This is a genomic window from Marinobacter sp. 1_MG-2023, assembly GCF_030549045.1.
GTDB lineage: Bacteria > Pseudomonadota > Gammaproteobacteria > Pseudomonadales > Oleiphilaceae > Marinobacter.
In genome coordinates this window covers 1-20,062 of record NZ_JAUOST010000004.1, presented here as the reverse complement: position 1 = coordinate 20,062, position 20,062 = coordinate 1, and the positions used below count along the sequence as shown (strand labels likewise).

The window sequence follows — 20,062 nt, the reverse complement described above, 5'->3', positions numbered from 1 at the left end:
AAGGAAGCCACCCATGGAATTTGATGCACTGACTATAGTTATCCTGACGCTGGTTATTCCGGCCTCATTTTTGCTCTCGGCCGCCGCCGGGCTTGGCGGATCACTGGTTCTTGTGCCAGGCCTGATGCTCGCCATCGGAACCCGTGAGGGGATTGCTGTGGCTGCGTTGCTTCTGGCGTGTAACAACATAGCCAAGGTGATCGTTTACAGAAACACACTACCCTGGGCCTCGTCTGCATTGATTGTGGTTGCCGTTATGGTTGGGAGTGCGTTGGGCGCAATCCTGATGCTGCAAATGCCAGAGGTGTGGGTTCGCTATGCGGTCGCAACCATGCTGTTGCTTACACTTGCCGGGGACTTCTTTGTCCAAGGGCCTGTTCGCAAAGCGTGGGCAGTTTTCCTGGCCTTTCTTTCCGGCAGTACCTCCGGTTTCTCGGGTACATCCGGCCCCTTGAAAGGCGTTGCTCTCCGGAGCCTCCAGCTGGAGCGTTTTTACTTCGTTGGGGCCGCGTCTCTGGTCTCCATGGTGGGCGACATGACAAAAGCTCTGGTATTCAGTCAATCCGGCCTGATTTCCACGAGCCATCTTTTACTGGCTGGCGCATTGGTCCCGGTTATGGCCGGTTGTACCTTACTCGGCCGGAAAATCAATCGCGACATCGGGGAAAAGTGGTACAGCATACTGTTCTGGACCGTAATGGGCGGGTATCTGACTCGTTTAATGGTGGCGTAAATGGCGGACAAAAAGCAGCAAGGCACTGAAAAAGCTCACACCACCAGCCCACAGGAACCGGAGTGCCAGCATGAGAAAGGGCATCACGCAGATAAGCACGAGGTCTGCAAACCAGATTTTGATGAAAAAGATTCAAACATCTCACCAAACCGCAAAGCAGCGGGACCGAACCTGAGAACTCTTAACCGGTCAGCGTACCCAGAAAGCAACACATCCGAGCAGGCCCCTGAAAGGGCTAGGCCGCCTGAAGCAAAGATCAAGGATGAGCCACCTCCCGAGCCCGGGCGCTGATCATGACAACCATTGTCGACAACTTTGAACTCGACCTATCAGCAACTGGCGGCCAGGCCGGAACCATCACAGAGCCCAGCTTGGCAAGTTCGGGGAAACGGATAATCGTGACCGGAAACTGGTTTTGCTCACGCTCAACAACAGGAGGGAAAACCTGGAAGTTCATCGACCCATACACAGAGCTGCCCCCGGTGGATGCCGGTTTTTGCTGCGATCAACTTATCCACTACTGTAAATCGCGCCGCCTCTGGATATGGTTGTTGCAGTTTTCCGCAAACAGCAACGGCAACATGATTCGTGTGGCCGTCAGTTCGTCCGGCAAGCCGGGCACCTGGACGTGGTGGGACACTCGCCCTCAGGACATAGAGGAAAACTGGGATCACGTATGGCTGGATTATCCGGACATGGCAGAAACAGATGCCAACCTTCTGCTCTCATTCAACGTGTATTCAACAACCTCGAATCGCTGGCAAAAAGCCGTCGTTTTGAGGCTGCCGCTCGACCAGCTCAACGCCCGCGAAAAACTCACTCGTGAAGCCTGGTCAACGACCGGGTTCGGATCTCTACGCTTTGCTCGAGGTGAGGGCAGTACGGCCATTTTTGCAAGCCTGAGCACCAGCCGACCGTCGCTTGAAATATTCCGCTGGCCCGACTCTGAAAGTGATGTTTCGCAGGTTTCAGTGCTGGTTACGCCTTGGAGTAATGGGCCATACACCTCCAGTACCGACGCTACCAGCGCATGGATGAACCGATTGGACGACAGGATAACTGGCGGCTGGAGTTCCGATGGCGTTCTCGGATTTGCCTGGACAGCCTCTGCCGACGCTCTGCATCCGTTTCCCTATGTTCGAGTAGCGCGCGTTGATGGAACAACAAACGAACGCATCGATGAGCCGGACTTGTGGAACTCTGACCGCGCATGGGCTTACCCGGCAATCAGTCCAAACCAAAGAGGTGACGTAGGCATAGTGGCATTTTGCGGAGCAGGGGGGCGGCACCCCACTTTAGGTGTGGGACGTCTCGATCCGTCGACAGGACTTTGGAACATGACGCTGGGTGCCGCTTCAACCCACCCACCTGCAGCCCGAGCCTGGGGTGACTATCTTGATATACAAGCTGATCCCAGGCGCACAACGTATTGGATGGCATCGGGGTTTACTCTCAGAGGGGGTGGCGAAAGGGGCAACATCTTGCCTCGGGTTTTAATTTTCAAGCCTTAACTTTGGCTTGGAGGCCGTCAGGGAGAATTGAAGGTGGCTATTGCCTCTAACCGGGGCTGAAACATGCGGGCGCAGCCTGCGGTGACATTTGCAGGCTGCGCAATAACTCAAGCTTTCGGGTAGTTCTGTGGAAACAGTTCACGCCTTGCAGCTTCGTCACGTTCCGTCTTGAAGTCGAGGTCCTTACCCACCTCACGTGCTCGCGCAGCGGCAGGGCGGCTGTTAATGCTGTCAAACCAACGCTTCAGGTTCGGGTAGTTTGCCATCCCGTCCTCACCCAGAATGAAGGGCCCCTTGTCGATCCATCCCCAAGCGGAGATATCCGCAATGCTGAAGCTCTCGCCAACCAGGTAATCGCGGTTTTCCAGGTGTTTATCCAGCACCTCATAATGACGCTGGGTCTCCCGCTCGTAGCGATTGATGGCATATGGAAGTTTTTCTGGCGCCATATGTTTGAAATGAACTGCCTGACCGGAATAGGGGCCGACGCCACTTGAAATGAACATCATCCATGACAGAATTTCGGCGCGATCCTCAGGGGCACCACCCAATTTTCCGGACTTCTCGGCGAGATAGAGCAAAATGGCGGTGGAATCGAAAACGCGAACGCCGTTGTCGTCAATGGCGGGCACTTTGCCGTTAGGATTGATACTGCGAAATGCGGGTAAATGCTGCTCGCCTTTCAAGGTGTCGACCGGTACCAATTCATAGGGCAGGGCCGTTTCTTCCAGGTAGAGGGCAACTTTCAAAGGGTTGGGCGTGGGGTGAAAAAATAATTTAATCATAGGTCGCTCCATTTATTTTGAGTGATCATTCAAGCATTTCTTGAGCGGTCATTCAAGTTTATTGATTTTTTTTGTGGAGCAACAGTGCTGCCCGAGCCAAAACCGTTCGGTTTACCGGATTGGAGTCGTATCAGAAGTGAGAAACGGGGCTGGGTTTTATCGATTTCAGAACATGGGAAAGGCGAAATTAGGGCAAGTAGCAACGAGTCTACTCGCCCCGATGTAAGCGTTAAGAAGATATTACAAATGTGGCGGCTTGTTCGCACCCGTGCGTTCTGCCTGCCATTCAGTCAGGGTCTGTGCGGCTTTATCGCCTTCAAGTGATCCTATCACTTCAAAAAAATCGCTACGCAGAGGATCGTTTACAACCTGATCCCTTTTTTTACCACGAACAACATAAACCGTTTGCAGGTTCTGATGGTCAAAGGCACGCCATTGCTGAGTGTCTTTCAGTAGGGTGAATTCGTGACCCTCGAGCGCTTTTATAAGTTCCTGCGTTTTTGTAGTGCCGGCACGCTCGACGGCGTCTTTGTATTGATAGACGATGCCATAGGCAGTGGCTGCTGTAGAGGTTGGCCTTACGCCGTATTTCTCAGTAAACGCCTCCGCAAATTCCTGACCACGGACAAATCCCAGTTGATAGGGGATCATCCACTCCCATGGCGTGGTGGATATAACGTCTTCCATAATGGTTGCGCCTGCATTCTGGGCGATTCCCAGAGTAATATTGGGCAATACGATTTTCATCTTGTCTTTCAGGCCCATCTCATAGGCAACCTTGAGCGCTCTGACCAGATCATCACCGTATAAAACAAGAATGAGCACATCAGCTCCACTTGCGTCAGCTTCCGTAAGAGCTTTTTTGAAATCCTTGATAAACGCTCGTGGGAACGGGGTCAGAGCATGGGGATGGGTCTCTGTGTCAGAGGTGTTCGTAAACTTGCGGATGGAGGCTTCCGATGACCAGCCCCAGGTGTAGTCGGCGGTAACGTAGAAATACTTTGCGTCATCAAATGTGGAGGTGAGATAACTGCCAAGTGCGTTTGCCGTCATCCAGGCATTAGGGTACTCACGAAACATATGGTCGTGTCCCTCGCTACCAGTTGTGGCATTCGCGGAGGTTGTTGTACCAAAATAGAGGCGGCCCAGTTTTTTTGCGACTTTGCCAGAGGCAATCGTCACAGCGCTTGAAGCACCACCAAAAATCATGTCCGCTTTTTCTTGCTTGATGAGCTCTTCAGTATTGGTGACGCCACGCTCGGGCGACCCGGCTGTATTACGAATAACCAGCTCGACGTTCTTACCAAGAATCCCGCCGGCGTTGTTTATTTCTTCTACAGCCAGAAATGCAGCGAGTCTTTGTTGCAGACCCAAATCTTTGTAACGACCAGACTCCGGATAGTTAAACCCAAGCTTGATGGTATCTGCCAAAACAGGGAAGCTGCACAGAAAAATCAGGAACCCTGCAAACACGGTTGCTTTTTTGTTCATTGATTATAGACCTCGTCATTATATGACTATTATTTTTGGACCGGAGACTATATAACCAAATCATGACAAAAATCAGGTTTCCAAAGTTACAAAGGGCGCGGTTAACGTTACCGAGTGTAGTCGCGCAAGTGCTTAGAACTGGCAAAAGAGCCTTAGCAGAGCTCTCTGGAGAGTTCTCTGGGTTGTTGAGACGTACGCCCAAAAGACACACAGGATTAACAGCTATAAAATACACCATTTAACATAATATACATTATGCGCAGTACGGTATGCTGGTTTGTTAAAGTGGCGCTTATGGACGACCACAGAAAACGCTAAAGAATAATTACCGCCCCAACAACAGGTACTCGGCCACTGCCTGGTAAGCTGGCAAGGAAGTCGGATCTATCTTTCCGTTCTTCGCTGTTGGATAGGAAGCAAACCGGACGATTACTATGTCGGCCTTCGGATCGACATAGATCGTCTGCCCATGGACGCCTCGGGCCGCATACGAATCGTGCTCGTTGTGAAGCAGCCACCACATGCTGTGATAGCTGCCGCCTTCCAGGGTCGTGTAGCCGGCCTTTGCAAAATCGTTCTTACTGCCACCCTTACGAATGTTGGCAACCACCTTTGATGGAAACAGTCGCTGGCCGTTAATTTCGCCTTCGTTTAGCATCAGCAAGCCTATGCGCCCCAGATCTCGCAAGCCTGCACTCAGACCGCCGCCGGCAAACGGTGTGCCCTTGCCGTCTACCGTAATGTAGGCATCCTGCTCGGCCCCCATCCGACGCCATATGCGCTCTGACAGCAGCTCGGTTACTTCCAAACCGGATACACGGGAGATTATCCAGCCAAGGGCGTCTGTGTTGATCGTTTTATAATGGAACGCATCACCATGATCGCCTTCGGGTTTAACAGTTTGAAGGTATTCGAAGTAACCATCGGGCCCCTCATAGCCCGTAGGCTTTGGAAACGGGCTGGCTGCTCTGGAGTATATCCAGATGTCGGCGTCGGGATCGGAGTAGTCTTCGCTATAGGCAAGCCCGGTGGTCATATCCATCACCTGCCGGACGGTTGCGGACCCGAATGCACTATCGGCAAGCTCTGGAACGATGGAGGAAACCAGTGCATTGTCGTCCAGCTTTCCTTCTGCCACGAGTATTTCCGCAAGCAGGCCCGTCATCGACTTGGTCATCGACATAGCTCCGTGCTTGCCGGTCTCGTCGAGGCAGCCGAAGTACCGCTCGTAGACAATCTTTCCTTCATGAATGATGAGCATGCCGTCGGTAAAGTTTGCTGCCAGCGACTCTTCCCACGTCATCGTTTCGCTGCTGCCCATAGGTGTAAACGTCAGCGCATCGATTGCAGCCTCATTGAGGTTGTACTCAAGGAGAACCGGTGCGCCAATTCCACGGCTAACCTGCTCCGTCGGCAAAAGTTCGCGAAAATGGCAAACGGTCCAACGGAGCTTCGGAAAACTGAAGAAATTGGAGTCTGGCTGCGTTACCAGTTTGTCTGGTGGCGGAGGAAAACCTTGCATAAAACCCAGTTTTTTCGGATCCGATGCCGCCGCGTCCAGAGTGTCGTTTTTGGCGGCCACACCAACAGAGATAAACAGAAGCAGTGACAAACCAAGCTGCAATATGTGCATTGGCCAGGACACTCCTAGGAAAATTCCGCGATGGTTTGAATTGAGTGTAGCAGCCTCCAATGACCTGCCCCCGTATTAGGTCCACCCCGAGTTGGAAAAATCCGCTTCTTGAGCTGGACGACAGATTAAGTGCTGCCTGGACGACAGTTCGCTTCACCCAAACCGAAAGGCTGAGAGTTGTGTTTTCATAACTCGTTCTGAGTAAACTTGGATCCCAGGGTCTTCATTAGCTGCACCAGAAACAACCATTAACGGAATCAGATGCTCTTCCTCTCCGCTGGGATGACACTCCAATGCATGAGGAGCAAGCGTCCAATCTTGTAAATGCTGAAACTTCTTATCCGGACCTGATTGGATCGTTTCTTTCAACCAGGCATCGAACTGCTCGGAGGCTGTGGTAAAGCGGTCATCTCCGTATCCGGACATGTTGTGGAAACTCATTCCGCTACCGATGATCAATACACCTTCTTTGCGGAGCGGGGACAACGCCTTGCCGGCCTCCAGGTGCGCAGCCGGAGAAAGCCCATGCCTGAGTGAAAGCTGTACAACAGGAATATCTGCCTTGGGAAACATCACCTTCAGTGGAATGAACATTCCGTGGTCAAACCCTCGCTCCGCTTCCTGATGAACCTCCAGGCCGGCATCATGCAGTAGATCACTCACACGCTGAGCCAATGCAGGCGAGCCTTTAGCAGGGTATTTCAACTGGTAGGTGTGCTCCGGAAACCCGTAATAGTCATAGATCAAGCCCGGTTGCTCCGCTGCCGTTACGCTGAACTTCGGTGCCTGCCAATGAGCCGAAATCAGGACAATCGCTGTCGGCCGTTGCGGGAGAGAAGTCTCAATGCTGCGAAGAAAATTTTCCATGCCATGCCAAGTGCCGAAGGGATTCCAGTCCATAAAGAAGCAAGGGCCCGCTCCATGCGGGATAAAAAACACGGGTTGAACGCTCTTGGCACTTTTACATCCCGACACGGGTTATCCTCTTTGAATCTTGATAACGCATTTGACTAACGTGAAGCTGCAGAGTCCTGGCTATCACTTTGTTTTGCTATCTTATGCCCATCTTCCGTCTGGCCGATCTTCCAATAGCTGGACACATAGAATTGGGCTTTCGGCACATCAAAAACCTGGCGAAAATACTGCCTTAAGGCACGCATAGAGCCGAATTCACAGGCTGCCCATACCGAAGGTGTGCCCGGCATAACAGCCAAAGACTGCACTTTCTCCAATAGAGGGCGCCCCTCAGGGCATGGTTTTGGGTTGATGACCCAGTGGGTTTCCAGTCCAGGCGGGTGCTTCAAGGTCTGAATGTCGCCCTCCTCGCGAACTTCGATCACCGCATAACCGCGAGCATCCGCGGGGAGTTGTTCCAGATTGACGCTAAGGGCCGGAAGTGCCGTCATGTCAGCTGCCAGCAGGAACCAGTCGCCGTCTTGACTGACAAGCTTCCGTGCCCCGGGGCCTGCCACAAGAATCCTGTCTCCGGGCTCAGCTTCACTGGCCCAGGCAGACGCCGGACCATGGTCCTCGTGTATGACAAAATCGACGTCGATTTCTTCGGAGCGCTGATCGCGGATAGTGTAGGTTCGCATCAAGGGGCGAGCGTCACCGCCTTGAGGAAACAGCAGTTTGATATAGGCACTCTCCTGCCCTTGTGGAAAATCTTCCAGCCCATTGCCGCCGAGGGTGATTCGGAGCATGTTTTTCGTCACCCACGAACGCCTTTTTACTTCGAGCTCTCTCGCTTGGGGTTTAGCCAAAACGTCACTCCTGATTTATCTAGGGGGTATCAATAATTAAGGAAAAGAGTGCCTGTGTAGTTTCCAGCCCCTGCACTATAGTCAACGCATCTGTGTGTTAGAACCGGCTATAATCACTGGAGAGCTTTAACTGAGAGTAGGAAGTAAACATTGGACCGGTATACCAGTATGCGTGTTTTTGTCCAGGCGGCCTCTCGCGGCAGTTTGTCAGCTGCGGGACGGACGCTAGGAATATCTCCGGCTATGGCGACCAAACATGTCGATGCCCTTGAAGCGAGATTTGGAGTCAAGCTGCTCCATCGGACAACCAGAGGGCTGTCCCTGACCGATCCTGGCAGAGAATATCTGGAAGGATGCCAGCGTATTCTTCAGGATCTGGACGAAGTGGAATCTGACATCTCCGCCCAGCGGCAAGAAGCAAAAGGGCGTTTGCGGGTTAATGTTCCGCTCTCCTTCGGGCTTCGGTTCATTGCTCCACTGATCCCCGGGTTTACCGAGCGCTACCCGATGGTGGACGTTGAACTGGGGCTGAGTGATTCACGGCACAATCTATTTGACGGCAGCTGGGACCTGATTTTCCGCGTGGGATATCTGGCGGACAGCGATCTCAGAGCGCGGCGCCTGGGAGATAGCCCCATGAAAGTCTGTGCCTCGCTGGATTACCTCGCCAAGCACGGCACACCTCAACGCGTGTCGGATTTATCCAGCCACAACTGCCTGAGTTATACCCTGTCTCCGTTCCAGAGCAAGGGTTTTTGGGCGTTTGGCCACCATGGCGAAATAGAGGTTCCAGTAAAGGGCAACCTCAGAGCCGACAATGGCGATGCCTTGATGGCGGCCGCCATTCGGGGCCAGGGCATTATCTATCAACCCGAGTTCATCGTGGCAGATGCCCTGGCCAACGGCGAACTGATATCCCTGAGCCTGGACCACCCACCTCTGGAGCCAGGCGGGCTATACGTGCTGTTCTCGCCTGATCGGCGGCTACCCCTTAAAGTCCGGGCAATGATTGATTACCTGGTTGAGGTGTTTTCGGCCGAAATCCAGGAGTGACCAGCGTGACCAGTAAGGATGGCGTTAGCCATCCTTACTGGGAATTTCAAAGGCTTCACTTCTCAAAGATTCGTCCAACGCTGGGCAAAGAAGTCCAGAAACACCTGAATACGCGCCGACAACGTCGTATTCCGGTAATAAACCGCATTGACCAACTCCCGGGGATTCGGCCGGACTACGTAGCCATCCAGCAGCTCCACCAGGTCTCCTTTTTCGAGGTCATTGGCGATCATAAAGCGGGACAGGTAGGCAACTCCGTTGCCCTGTAGGCAAAGCTGGCGCACCGCTTCGCCGCTGCTCGCTCGAATGGTCGGTCTCATCCTCATTCCCTCTCCCAGGTGCCAGATATTCAACGACTCCGGGGCGGTAAAACCAATAATGTCGTGTTCCTGGAGGTCGGCAGGCGCGGCACACCCACCTCGACGTTCCAGATACTCCGGTGATGCAACCACTGACAGCGGAGAACGACCGAGTACCCGGGCGTGGAGGGTGGAGTCATCCAGTGCGCCGATCCGAATGGCGATGTCGATTCGACGTTCCAGGAGGTCAACGATCGTGTCGCTCGCCGTCAGTTCGAGCTCGAGGTCCGGATAAACGTTCCTGAATTCCCGAACGTGCGGAACGATCTGATGCAACAGAAACGGGTTTGCGGCGTCTACCCTCAAACGCCCGGCCGGCCGTTGCTTGCGAATGGCGAGTTGCTCCTCCGCCTCTTCCAGTGCGGCCAAACCACCTCGCACCTTCTCCACAAACAGGCGCCCTTCCTCTGTCAGCCCTACTTTTCGGGTGGTTCGATTCAGAAGCGTGGTGTTAAGGGACTGCTCTAAGCGGGTAACCGCGCGGGAGACCCGGGTTACGGATACCTCCAGTTGCTCCGCTGCGCCACTGAAGCTGCCACTGTCCACCACCGCGAGCAGGAAGTGGAGATCGTCCGAACGACTTTTCATTTTCATTATCCGTAAAAGTAATTTTCAAAAAGCACTGTTTATCGCAAAAGTATGGAAGACCACACTAGGCAACGTCAATCAACTCCAATGGAGAACCGTTATGCCTATTGCACTATTCGCACTGACGTTAAGTGCTTTTGCAATTGGAACCACCGAATTCGTGATCGTCGGACTGGTTCCAACTATTGCCCAGGATCTGGGCGTTACGCTTCCTTCGGCTGGCCTCCTGGTCAGCTTGTATGCTCTGGGGGTCGCCGTTGGCGCCCCTGTACTTACCGCATTAACGGGTCGCTGGAATCGTAAATGGGTGCTGCTGTCGCTGATGAGTCTGTTCATCATTGGCAATGTGCTTGCCTGGATGGCCCCAAATTACGCTTCGCTGATGACTGCTCGAATCCTCACCGGGCTCGCTCACGGTGTGTTCTTCTCGATCGGTTCAACGATTGCCACCAGCCTGGTTTCGAAAGACAAAGAGGCCAGCGCCATCGCCATCATGTTCACCGGCCTCACGGTTGCACTGGTGACAGGCGTTCCACTGGGCACGTTTATCGGACAAACCTTCGGCTGGCGCGCTACGTTCCTGACCGTCGCTGCCCTGGGTACCATTGCACTCATTGGCAGCGCGCTACTGGTGCCAAAAAACCTGAAGAAATCAGCGCCAGCTACGCTTGGCCAACAGCTTGAAGTTATCACCCATCCGCGACTGCTCCTGGTGTACGCCATGACCGCCGTCGGCTATGGCGGTACCTTCACGGCCTTCACCTATCTGACACCTATTTTGGAGGATGTCAGCGGATTTGCGCCTGGCATGGTCAGTCTACTGCTTCTGGTTTATGGCATCTCTGTAGCCACTGGCAACATCTGGGGCGGCAAGCTGGCTGATCGCCTCGGGCCGACCTCGGCGTTGTACATCATTTTCGCTGGCCTGGCCGCCATCCTCTTTGTACTCACCTTCACAGCCTACAATCCCATTGCAGCAGTCATCACCTTGCTTGTCTGGGGTGCCTTTGCCTTCGGTAACGTGCCGGGCCTGCAGGTCTACGTTGTCCAGCTTGCTGAGCGGTATACGCCCCATTCCGTTGACGTCGCATCCGGGTTAAACATCGCCGCATTCAACATCGGCATTGCCGGCGGCGCCTGGCTCGGTGGGCACGTGGTCGAGGATATGGGGCTGATGAACACGCCCTGGATTGGTGGGGTTATTGTACTGAGCGCCCTGCTCCTGACCCGGATTTCTTCAACACTGGATAACCGCGAACCAGCTACGGCCTAATGCACCGCTACGCCCTTCAGACCGGAAGGGAGGGTCTGCTCCGGGAACTGGAGGAGATGCAGAGTGCTGGTGTAAACCACACTGGCGAGAGAACTGGAATATCGATCACGTTCCCGGCGTTGACGGTGCAGGCACTGTGCTCAAGCTGGGCGAGAATGTGAAGGGTCTTGTTCCCGGACAAAGGGATATTGTGGCGATTCCCTCATCTACCAAACGAGCGCACCTGGCATCGAATCTGAAGGGAATGGACTTGGTTTTATCTGCCAACGAACTGTCTGAAATAACAATGTTGAATAGTAATCATCGAATAGCAGATCCGGACTTTGCGCCAATCTGGGACTAATAGAATCAATGGCGAACAGCGACCATGAACGTTTAATTTATTTTTGGTCGCTGAGTGCTTTAGTAGCGAGAAAGTTCGCTCTTGTTTGAAAGTTTGGGAAGCTCGGCTTGGTCGCAAAGCGGACATTCGGACTCGCTGAGGAAAGCAAAAATTCAGAGTTCTCTGAATCTCTATTCGCAAAGCTGACATTGAGCCCCGGTCTGCCAAGCGAAAGTGAGCATTTACGCCCTCTCAAAAGTAAGCGGCCGGTGATCATACCTTGTCAGGTTTAGCCGGCTTCCAGTTGTAGAATAATAGCTCGCCGATGGCGTTGTTTTCCCGCGTAGGCAAGCGAGCCAGCGCATCCTTTAGGTAGGCATGAGGATCGTCTCGGTTCAGCTTGGCTGATTGGATCAGAGTCATGACAGCTGCTGGTAGCTGACGACTGCGCAGTGACACCGCGAACAGCAAGTTGGAACAACCTAGCGCCCATGGCCGGATCTGGGTTTCCACCCAGTTGTTGTCGATGGGCACAGCGCCATCGTTCATGTTAAGTGTCCACTAGAAAATAAGTGGATACTATCCTCACCTTGGCAGCGCCAGGATCAAGATAGGATCACCGGTCGCTTACGGAATGTCGGCTTTTAAGCCTTGATGGATAAATCGGATTGGAAAATCTGTTGACAGATTTTCTGCCACCACTGGAGACCTGAATGCTTGATCCGATGACCCTATATAAAGCACGCGGGAGCAAGATAATGCTCGCTTTCGCTTAATAGCCTCAAGTCGTGATGCAGTCATTCAGATTGATAAATCGTGTTAAATCAGTGACTTTGGCTGCCCGACCCGCTCGCATATTGATAGCCGGTCTGATAACTTCTCGATCCCAGACTTGGCTGAACTGCCGCTTACCTGCCCCATTCCGGTGGTTTTGATTTGTGATCGAGGGAATTCGATAGTCTGAGTGCTTCGTATCTACAGGGAGGTTTCAACATTTTTTTCGTTCTTAAAATCAAGGAAAGCATTCTCGCGTGGGGCATCACCCTCATCATCGTTACAGCGTTCGCAAGACAAAGTAGATTCGGAGTTGCTGAAGAAGTTTTCATTGATGTTCTACTGGTCGCCGCCCTGCCCGTCATCTGGGGCCTGAACTATCTAACCTTCTGGCATCGAGACGAGAAACCTTACAAGCTTTCGCAAGCCTTGGCATTCCCTTTGTCGATCGCACTAGGTGTAGCGCTGACCTTCCTGATCACTTCACTGCTGGGGAAAAGTCTTCAATCCATAGAAGCTCTACTTTTCTTTATTGTGGCGTCAATATTTCTTGAGTATTTCGTTGAAACGCAGATCGAGGCCTATCGAAAACAAGCTGATTGCTCCTCAATCCAGCGGACGATTGGAAGAATCGCGACCGTGACTCTCTGGGGGGTTATCGGCTTCCTTCTTTTTATGCTCGCTTATGGCCGGCTTCGTTTTTTTGGAGCGATCGAAGGCCCAGAATCAATAGACGAGCTCTCCCTTTTTGTCATCAATGACCTTTACCTCTGGTTCTTGGAAGATGCATAGATTCCTAATGCTTTTCATGCTAGCGGCCATTATGGCGTCGGCTGGTCTCACTCACTCAGCTTCTATCGTCAGTGCAGGCCGAGAGATTCTTCAAACAACCCCCTTACCTAGAGCTGCCAGCAAGGTTTATGCAAAGTTATCTGAAATCATTAAACCGGTGCGGATTAAGTTTCCCGAAAACCAAAGCGTAGACACGATAAAAGCAGCCGTCCGAGAAGGCGTCACAGCGACAACCACCGCAACTGCAGCATCTTCTTCTCAGGCATCCGAGAAATATGATCTGACAATTGAGACCAATGTCGATGATCCCAAAATCAGAATCATGAACATTGCTCCAAAGTACAAGGACGGAATTGAGCTAAGACCAGGCGATTACGAAATTTTTGTTGAAGCAGAAGGTTATCGTTCAAAGCGATTTTGGATTGCACTTGAAGACGAGAGCAATCAGGACAATGAGGTAAACTTGGACGTTAATCTCAACAGACTTGGGCTGCCTCGTTGCACTGAAAAAGTGACAATCGAAAACTACGCTGGAGCATTTGACTCCACCGGTGGAAACATAGTTCAGTTTCAGGCAGTTTTCGACGATGTGAACATCAACGATCTATACCAGTCGTACGCTAAAGAGACAAAAGATATCAACTTCAAGGAAGTCATCGACACTGTGGTCTTCCCAGACTACGTCGAGTTTCGGATAGCCACACCCACCTCAATTTCTGCCCAAGACATGGAAAATAATCGACTCATTGAAATCGACGGTAATAGATTTGTGATGAATCGAGTGATGTTTGAACAAGAGGGCTCAGGCGTGCGGTTTACTCAACAGCAATTTATGCCTCCCGGCGTATTCATCACCGATATGAATAAGGAGGTTCTCTGTGAATACACATTCAATTTCTAAGGGTACTTTCATTGCAGCCATACTGCTGACGCTGGGAGGCTGTGCAACCGGTAACCTCGTATCATCAGATGGCTTTGAACTCTACGTGTCAGAAAAGCGCTACGCGAATGAGAGTTGCCAAGTTTTGGAGCAAATGCACAGCAACCTAAGATCAAAGAATCAGATTTATTATGCAAGGCGGTACACTGGCCTAGATGCATACCCCCATCCGATTGCTCCTCGGCACGAACGACAGCTAGTCATCGCCAATCTGAATGCCGTCATCTCAGCTTATCGGGATAAATGCTGAACTTGCTTTTTGGAACAGTTTGATTTCGTCACGGCTCGACAGAGGATGCTAACCGGTCACTCAAGCTACCAATTTCTTATTGAGCAATGGGGCTCGCGATGTTTTGAAAACCGCGAGGTTCTACCCCGTTTTACATTTAAGGCTTGTCGCTAGAATGGTACCGGATTACCAAAGCCCAGAATAAGCGGGTTTTCAAACTCGAATTGAAAAAAACAGCATCTGTCACCATCCTCAGAATCGATCCATTCAAAACTAAAGAGTCCGGCATAATAGAGCCCTGAGCGAGAGACAAATGCCGATATCAGCGCGTTGTAAAAGGTCAGCTTTGGTGGTCTTCGATCGGTTTGTGAATATCTACTTTTGTTTAGGTGCTCATGAGGTCGCAAAGCGGGCGTTCAGATCGAAGTCCGAGGGCCGCAGCCTCTTTAAAACTGTCCGTGGAAACTGGGTATGACCCAGAAAGACCTGAGCTTTCGCAATGTCTTCGTAAGCGGAGGACGGACAATGTCTGGTTAAAATCTGCGACCGAATCCATTGGCACCACTATGGGCTGCATCACAATAAGCGGCTATTCAGAGAATAAACTCATAACCTGAAGGATTTTTGGCCGCACGAGCGGCGCTGAGTGATCATCGCAGATTTCATTCACTACTTCCTAGAACAAACTGCATCCGATCGGAACCAAGCAAATAACAATACCCCACGCTCTTTAGAAGAAGAGTCCATTCATTTCTAGGCTGGAGCTCAGCCCATCAAAGCGGCAATAGACCGACGTTAACCCTCCAAAAGCAAGGATCTTTTATGACAGAAGTAGATCAGCAAGCGACAATGGAATGTCCGATGTGTGCCGAGATAATAAAGACCAAGGCGAAGGTCTGCCGTTTCTGCAACGCCGACTTAACTGGCAGTGCGGGAAAGCCACAGGAGAAAATCTATCTTAAGCACCCAATCACGGTCACCAGCGAAAAGGTTTATCCAGATTCTAAGAAAGACCCGATCCGGCTTCGGGATATTACCCATGTCAGTTCTCATGTTTCATCCAAGCGTCAGGGCTACTACACCAGTTTGGGTTGCTTCGCAACAGCATTAGCATTTGGGGTGGCTGATCTAGGTGAATACTTTGGATTCGTTGCTCCCCTGGTGATTGGTGGGGCGTACTTTCTCTATAACTCGTTCCTGACCTCTCACTCGTGGGTCATTTTCACAACGCCTGCTGGGAAGTTCACCACGCACTGTGATGACTATGACCATGCTGGCGATATCAAAGCGGCAGTGGATAAAGCGATCTACGAAACTGCCTGAGCCAACCCTTCTTCCCTGCGTGGGTGGCGCCACGCAGGGCTTTCATTCGAAAATCCCATTCCACCCCTTCTGAGTCCGGCAGACGAATTTTGTACTTGTAGATAAATGGTGGTCGACTAGTCATTACTATTTGCCGACCCATACCCCGTATTAGGTCCACCCAGAGTTAAAAATCCTGGGGTAGGGTCTTTAGGGTCACTCATTCAGCGTCGGGAATTCGCTCTGCCAATCATATTGGATGAAATCGCTGCGATTAGCTTGGAGGCTCTGGAGAAAAGCCCTGATTCGAATGTTCGTTTTTGTTTAGGGCTGGAGTGGAGGAGTCTGATCGAAACCCAAGGGTGATCATCGACCGGATCTGGCAGCGTCTGCAACATTCAGCGACCAAGCCAAGTTACGCATTTAGATCTCAATACTCTCGGCTATCTCCAGAGCATCCTCGACTTCGACGCCAAGGTATCGCACGGTGCTCGACATATTCGTGTGTCCCAATAGCAACTGAACAGCTCGCAGATTTTTGGTCTTCTTGTAGATCAATGTCGCTTTGCTGCGTCTCATCGAATGGGTTGCGTAGACTGAAGGATCAAGTCCAATGCTGGTTATCCATTTTTTGACGAGACGGGCATATTGATGGGTAGTGATGTGGTCGAACTTTCTCATCCGACTCGGCCACAAATAATCCATACCTGAGAGTCCGCGCAATTCGATCCACGCTTCGACCGATTCGCGCGTCTTTTTCGTTATCTCAAATTGAACAGGTTGACTGGTTTTCTGCTGAGTGACTTGCGCCCGATCCAGAACCTCTCCGTTTCTAGAAATATCTCGAACCAAGAGCTTTACCAAATCGCAGGACCGGAGCTTGCAATCAATTGCCATGTTGAACATCGCAAGCTCTCGGATGTTCTTAGCAATCTCCAACCGAATACGGATAGCCCATATTTGTTCGAGTTTGAGCGGTAGTTTCTGACCAACGAGCTTTCCCTTGTTCCAGGGAGCTTTGCTGATAGGAAATGTCATGGCGTGGCCCTCTTCGGAGGGTAAGGGCCTTTAAGTATGGCTCAGAAAATTGTTTCCTGTTGTCCAACCTGGTCGCAAAGCGGACATTCAGATTTAGAGATAACGCCCTCTTAAGCGGACAAAAATTGTTAGCTATAATTTTGTGAGGAACGATCAATAGCCAACTGTTCTTGTTCCGTTTTAAAGCGTTTGTTAGGTGAAGCCTTACCTCGAAATGCATACTACACAAAAATCTCACGACGCTCTTCAGCACTTAGCAACTTGGCTTCATCACACTTGAAACTTGTCTTCAAAATTAATTCACTTTCTCGATATTGACCATTACACAACACTTCTGAATCATTAATTTTAATAGCGAATATAGGGCGCTCATCCACTTCGATAGATGACGCTTGAGCATAATTTCTTAGACCTGAATAGTCTTTAGCCCATGAATTTCCGATGCATTCAACACTTTCACCCACTCGACCGATGCGATATAAAACCAACTCTTTACCACTTGGGCTATATGTTTGCTCAAATCTTGAAAGATCAAAATGAAAGCAATCATAATTGCCAGATATCACATCTGATGTATATAACTTAAGCAGAATTTCTTTCTTATTAGGATCTTTCCAAATCTCGTAGACATCCTCTAAATGACAGGACAAAAAGTGAAGTAAAACTTCTAGGTTTTCGCCATGCTCATCAGAATAAAAGTCACCTTGAAAGTCTGTGATAGATTTCAACGTTGTACTGAGATATTGCATTTCGCTTAACGTCAAGTATCTAGTCAAATACTCAGTATCAATACCAATGACACTGAAAAGTTCTTTCAAAAATGGGTTCATATCACTCATTACATCGTTCAAAAATTACCAATTGATCATTTCGATTTGAATTGGCTCACCTAACGCCGCATTCAGCGGCTTGTCCGCTGCAATGCTTTGTTAGCAGCACTCTTCTATTTTTAATAACTCAAAAAGTCCCTCAAGCTCTTCATTTTCCGCAGAAAATACAGCAAGGTTAGTGCCCCCATCATCTTTGACGCTTGGGTATTTTATACCCTTTATACCGCCACCTTTCTCAGATTTAAACTTATATCTAAAGTATTCAGAAACGATTTGTGTGGGAACATAATCAACATGCTCCTGTCCATCCTTAGAAACTGGAGCAACCAAATCATTGATAAATGCATGTAAAAAATATCTATTATGCCTACTTTCATAGAGGCTAGGCTCAAAAATACTTGGGACGTCCGGTAGAGTTGAAAAATCTATAATCGGGATATCAATTTTTGAGCGGTACTTCGCTGTAAACCACCGTTTAGACCATTCTAAAACTTCTTTTTCGGCAGTATCTTTTCTATAAGCTAGGTATAGATATGAAATGCCAGCTGGATTCATTCTTCCCGCACTGGCCACCCCTGTTGGTGGTACACCCATTTCAGAAAATGTAGTAAAGCTATCGCTCTTTGATGCGTGCCTAACTCGATAGAATTCAGTTCCCGCAGGAACAATCGTTACCAATTTTTCCTTGATGCAGGCATTTCCAAGAGCATCAAGCATGCTAGCTATAGGTATGTAGTCAGGTCTGCCTGATGAGAATTCATCTTCAGGCTCTGCTAAGAAAAGATATCGAGTTTTCGTTATAACTTGATGTTTAAAGCTATCCCAGCCGTACATCAATGTGTCGCTAGGGTTATCAATTGACCAGTCTCCATCTGAATGCTTAACCCAATAGATATTTGGGTCGAAACAATCGGCAACATCTTCGCAAAACTGTGCATCCCAACCCGGATCGAAATTCATAAGAACTTCTTGAATATACAGTTGGTCGGACAGCCATCCCTTCTCGACCCAAGGCATATTGACATCCTGGGCATCAGAAAACTCTTTTGTCACTGACTCATAAATTCGATGCATAACTATATTAAATGGAGCCGCTATAAATGAGCCTTTATTTACTTCGCCACAGTAATCACATGATTTAGATGACAAGTTTTCATTCACAAGCTCTACTAATGCGCTATCTACTACGCACTCTTCACATACATTTTTATCCAGCTCTGAGATCTGTGGCCCTTCATGCATTGATATTGAAAGATCTGAAAAATATCCCATATGATGAAATCCTTGCGAGCTGCTAATGCCTGCATAAACGGCGGCTTTTGCGCAGCGAAGCGGAGAAAAAGCCGTCCGGTGGAGGCCCATCGGGCCGGAACGAATTTAATGCACTGGTTATGTGGTGCGCGGCGCAAACATGATGATTGCCATACCTACTAACGCAATGCCTGAGCCTACCAAGTCCCAGGCAGCTGGACGAATGCCATCGACTGCCCATAGCCAGAGTATGGCCATGAAAATATAAACGCCACCATACGCAGCATAGACTCTGCCGGCGGCAGTCGGATGCAATGACAGCAGCCAAGCAAACGCCGCAAGACTCAGCGCACCTGGCACCAGAAGCCAGATAGTTTTTCCCTCGCGAAGCCAGAGATAAGGCAAATAACAGCCGACAATTTCCGCTAACGCGGTAACAAGGAAAAGGCCAACGGTTTTCAACTCAGTCAATAGAACCTACTCCTTAGGAGCGACATATAACGCCCGCCATCACCGGTGACAAAACCGGCGCGAAGCATAGGTTTTGGCATCCGGTGCATGGCCTGGTTATGCTATTTCCCCCGGTTCTTGCTGCCAGACTCATTGATTTGCTGCCGTTTCTTCTCAATTTCCGGAATTTTGTGGTCCAGAACGAAGGTCACCTCAGGCGGTGGAGTATTTCTATCTGGTTCCGCAGAGGTTTCTTGTTGGCTTGGCTGGCTTTGGTCATCTTTATCCGACATATTTGACTCCTAATTTTCAAAGAAACTCGCCGAAACGATGAGAATAGCAGAGATGCTGAGAGCCCACATTGCTACCCCAATATCTCGATAACCCTTGATAAGAAGTTGAGACTTTTCTGCATTTCCTGCTCTGGCATACTCCAAAGCTGTTGAACACGTCCGCATCAATGAAAAATGTATGGTTGAGAGGGACTTGGGTTCGTACTCATTAATAAAGTTTTCGTGGAGCGGCAATCGGGGCATCTCAATAAATCGCAGAGCCCGATACAAGAAACTCCACGCAGAGACCAGCGCCAAATAAGTGAAGGCAATAACACTACAAGCTGCCCACTCTAAGATTCCTTCGGGTGGAAAAAAGGCAGAAGAGAAAAAACGCAGCATCAGTGAGTATGCAACAATGCCAATTGATAGAAAGCTAAGGTATTTTGCTGCTTTATCTTCGATATTCCGGAATCTTTGCAGCTCGTCTTCGAACGCAGCGCGGGCATATTGGTAAAGAAACTCGTGCTTCTCACTCTTCATTAATAGACCTAGTTCGAATGCTAAGTTTTTCGAGCATAACGCTCGTCTCAAGTGCGTGATCTTGTACCACTTTGATGGACACTTTATGCACTGAGCTTTTCATAATCCTCCGGGGATTGGTAGCCCAGAC

At 50.3% G+C, this 20,062-nt stretch carries 20 protein-coding genes and 1 pseudogene; 8 read left to right on the top strand and 13 right to left on the bottom strand.

The window, feature by feature from the left end; genetic code table 11:
• Nucleotides 1–13: 13 nt before the first annotated feature.
• From Q4606_RS11505 to Q4606_RS11495, 3 genes are read left to right on the top strand one after another with little or no spacing between them, the layout of a single operon-like run.
• Entirely contained in the window at nt 14–733 is a 720-nt protein-coding gene (locus Q4606_RS11505) for a sulfite exporter TauE/SafE family protein (protein ID WP_303607610.1), read from the top strand.
• Nucleotides 734–1,024, top strand: a complete 291-nt coding sequence (locus Q4606_RS11500; protein ID WP_303607609.1) for a hypothetical protein — start codon at nt 734–736, stop codon at nt 1,022–1,024.
• A gap of 2 nt (nt 1,025–1,026) precedes the next feature.
• The gene (locus Q4606_RS11495) at nt 1,027–2,244 is read left to right on the top strand and encodes a hypothetical protein (RefSeq protein WP_303607608.1); all 1,218 of its coding nucleotides are present in this window, start codon (nt 1,027–1,029) and stop codon (nt 2,242–2,244) included.
• Nucleotides 2,245–2,351: 107 nt separating this feature from the next.
• Here the strand turns inward: Q4606_RS11495 and Q4606_RS11490 are convergent, their stop codons facing one another.
• From Q4606_RS11490 to Q4606_RS11470, 5 genes are all read right to left on the bottom strand, one after another.
• Nucleotides 2,352–3,029 (bottom strand): glutathione S-transferase family protein, encoded by a 678-nt coding sequence (locus Q4606_RS11490; protein WP_303595930.1) that lies wholly within the window; start codon nt 3,027–3,029, stop codon nt 2,352–2,354.
• Nucleotides 3,030–3,269: 240 nt separating this feature from the next.
• Nucleotides 3,270–4,520 (bottom strand): ABC transporter substrate-binding protein, encoded by a 1,251-nt coding sequence (locus tag Q4606_RS11485; RefSeq protein WP_303607607.1) that lies wholly within the window; start codon nt 4,518–4,520, stop codon nt 3,270–3,272.
• Nucleotides 4,521–4,845: 325 nt separating this feature from the next.
• The gene (locus tag Q4606_RS11480; protein ID WP_303607606.1) at nt 4,846–6,153 is read right to left on the bottom strand and encodes a serine hydrolase; all 1,308 of its coding nucleotides are present in this window, start codon (nt 6,151–6,153) and stop codon (nt 4,846–4,848) included.
• Between the two features lie 153 nt (nt 6,154–6,306).
• Nucleotides 6,307–7,053: a class III extradiol ring-cleavage dioxygenase gene (locus Q4606_RS11475; protein WP_303607605.1), complete on the bottom strand. Its 747-nt coding sequence runs from the start codon at nt 7,051–7,053 to the stop codon at nt 6,307–6,309.
• A 110-nt stretch (nt 7,054–7,163) separates the two neighbouring features.
• Nucleotides 7,164–7,916, bottom strand: a complete 753-nt coding sequence (locus Q4606_RS11470) for a siderophore-interacting protein (protein WP_303607604.1) — start codon at nt 7,914–7,916, stop codon at nt 7,164–7,166.
• Nucleotides 7,917–8,084: 168 nt separating this feature from the next.
• Here Q4606_RS11470 and Q4606_RS11465 point away from each other — a divergent pair, with 168 nt between their 5' ends.
• On the top strand, nt 8,085–8,969 hold the full coding sequence (locus tag Q4606_RS11465; protein ID WP_303607603.1) for a LysR family transcriptional regulator: 885 nt from the start codon (nt 8,085–8,087) through the stop codon (nt 8,967–8,969).
• Between the two features lie 62 nt (nt 8,970–9,031).
• Here the strand turns inward: Q4606_RS11465 and Q4606_RS11460 are convergent, their stop codons facing one another.
• Nucleotides 9,032–9,916: a LysR family transcriptional regulator gene (locus Q4606_RS11460; protein ID WP_303607602.1), complete on the bottom strand. Its 885-nt coding sequence runs from the start codon at nt 9,914–9,916 to the stop codon at nt 9,032–9,034.
• Nucleotides 9,917–10,016: 100 nt separating this feature from the next.
• Here Q4606_RS11460 and Q4606_RS11455 point away from each other — a divergent pair, with 100 nt between their 5' ends.
• Entirely contained in the window at nt 10,017–11,189 is a 1,173-nt protein-coding gene (locus tag Q4606_RS11455; RefSeq protein ID WP_303607601.1) for an MFS transporter, read from the top strand.
• A 595-nt stretch (nt 11,190–11,784) separates the two neighbouring features.
• Here the strand turns inward: Q4606_RS11455 and Q4606_RS11450 are convergent.
• Nucleotides 11,785–12,060: pseudogene (locus Q4606_RS11450) on the bottom strand (transposase domain-containing protein); the annotation flags it as partial.
• Between the two features lie 666 nt (nt 12,061–12,726).
• Here Q4606_RS11450 and Q4606_RS11445 point away from each other — a divergent pair.
• The 3 genes from Q4606_RS11445 to Q4606_RS11435 all read left to right on the top strand — a co-directional run bounded on the left by Q4606_RS11445 (nt 12,727) and on the right by Q4606_RS11435 (nt 15,569).
• A complete protein-coding gene (locus tag Q4606_RS11445; RefSeq protein ID WP_303607600.1) occupies nt 12,727–13,077 on the top strand; it encodes a hypothetical protein in 351 nt (116 codons plus the stop codon).
• A gap of 7 nt (nt 13,078–13,084) precedes the next feature.
• The gene (locus Q4606_RS11440) at nt 13,085–13,978 is read left to right on the top strand and encodes a hypothetical protein (RefSeq protein WP_303607599.1); all 894 of its coding nucleotides are present in this window, start codon (nt 13,085–13,087) and stop codon (nt 13,976–13,978) included.
• A gap of 1,090 nt (nt 13,979–15,068) precedes the next feature.
• On the top strand, nt 15,069–15,569 hold the full coding sequence (locus tag Q4606_RS11435) for a hypothetical protein (RefSeq protein WP_303607598.1): 501 nt from the start codon (nt 15,069–15,071) through the stop codon (nt 15,567–15,569).
• Between the two features lie 402 nt (nt 15,570–15,971).
• Here Q4606_RS11435 and Q4606_RS11430 read toward each other — a convergent pair whose 3' ends face one another.
• The 6 genes from Q4606_RS11430 to Q4606_RS11405 all read right to left on the bottom strand — a co-directional run bounded on the left by Q4606_RS11430 (nt 15,972) and on the right by Q4606_RS11405 (nt 19,932).
• Nucleotides 15,972–16,586 carry a tyrosine-type recombinase/integrase gene (locus tag Q4606_RS11430; protein WP_104322452.1) on the bottom strand — a complete coding sequence of 205 codons (615 nt, stop codon included), beginning with the start codon at nt 16,584–16,586 and terminating at the stop codon, nt 15,972–15,974.
• Nucleotides 16,587–16,807: 221 nt separating this feature from the next.
• A complete protein-coding gene (locus tag Q4606_RS11425) occupies nt 16,808–17,425 on the bottom strand; it encodes a hypothetical protein (protein ID WP_303607597.1) in 618 nt (205 codons plus the stop codon).
• 90 nt (nt 17,426–17,515) lie between these two features.
• Nucleotides 17,516–18,688: a HEPN-associated N-terminal domain-containing protein gene (locus tag Q4606_RS11420; protein WP_303607596.1), complete on the bottom strand. Its 1,173-nt coding sequence runs from the start codon at nt 18,686–18,688 to the stop codon at nt 17,516–17,518.
• Nucleotides 18,689–18,805: 117 nt separating this feature from the next.
• A complete protein-coding gene (locus tag Q4606_RS11415; RefSeq protein WP_303607595.1) occupies nt 18,806–19,138 on the bottom strand; it encodes a YnfA family protein in 333 nt (110 codons plus the stop codon).
• 101 nt (nt 19,139–19,239) lie between these two features.
• Nucleotides 19,240–19,410: a hypothetical protein gene (locus Q4606_RS11410; RefSeq protein ID WP_303607594.1), complete on the bottom strand. Its 171-nt coding sequence runs from the start codon at nt 19,408–19,410 to the stop codon at nt 19,240–19,242.
• Nucleotides 19,411–19,419: 9 nt separating this feature from the next.
• Nucleotides 19,420–19,932 carry a hypothetical protein gene (locus Q4606_RS11405; protein ID WP_303607593.1) on the bottom strand — a complete coding sequence of 171 codons (513 nt, stop codon included), beginning with the start codon at nt 19,930–19,932 and terminating at the stop codon, nt 19,420–19,422.
• Nucleotides 19,933–20,062 lie beyond the last annotated feature (130 nt).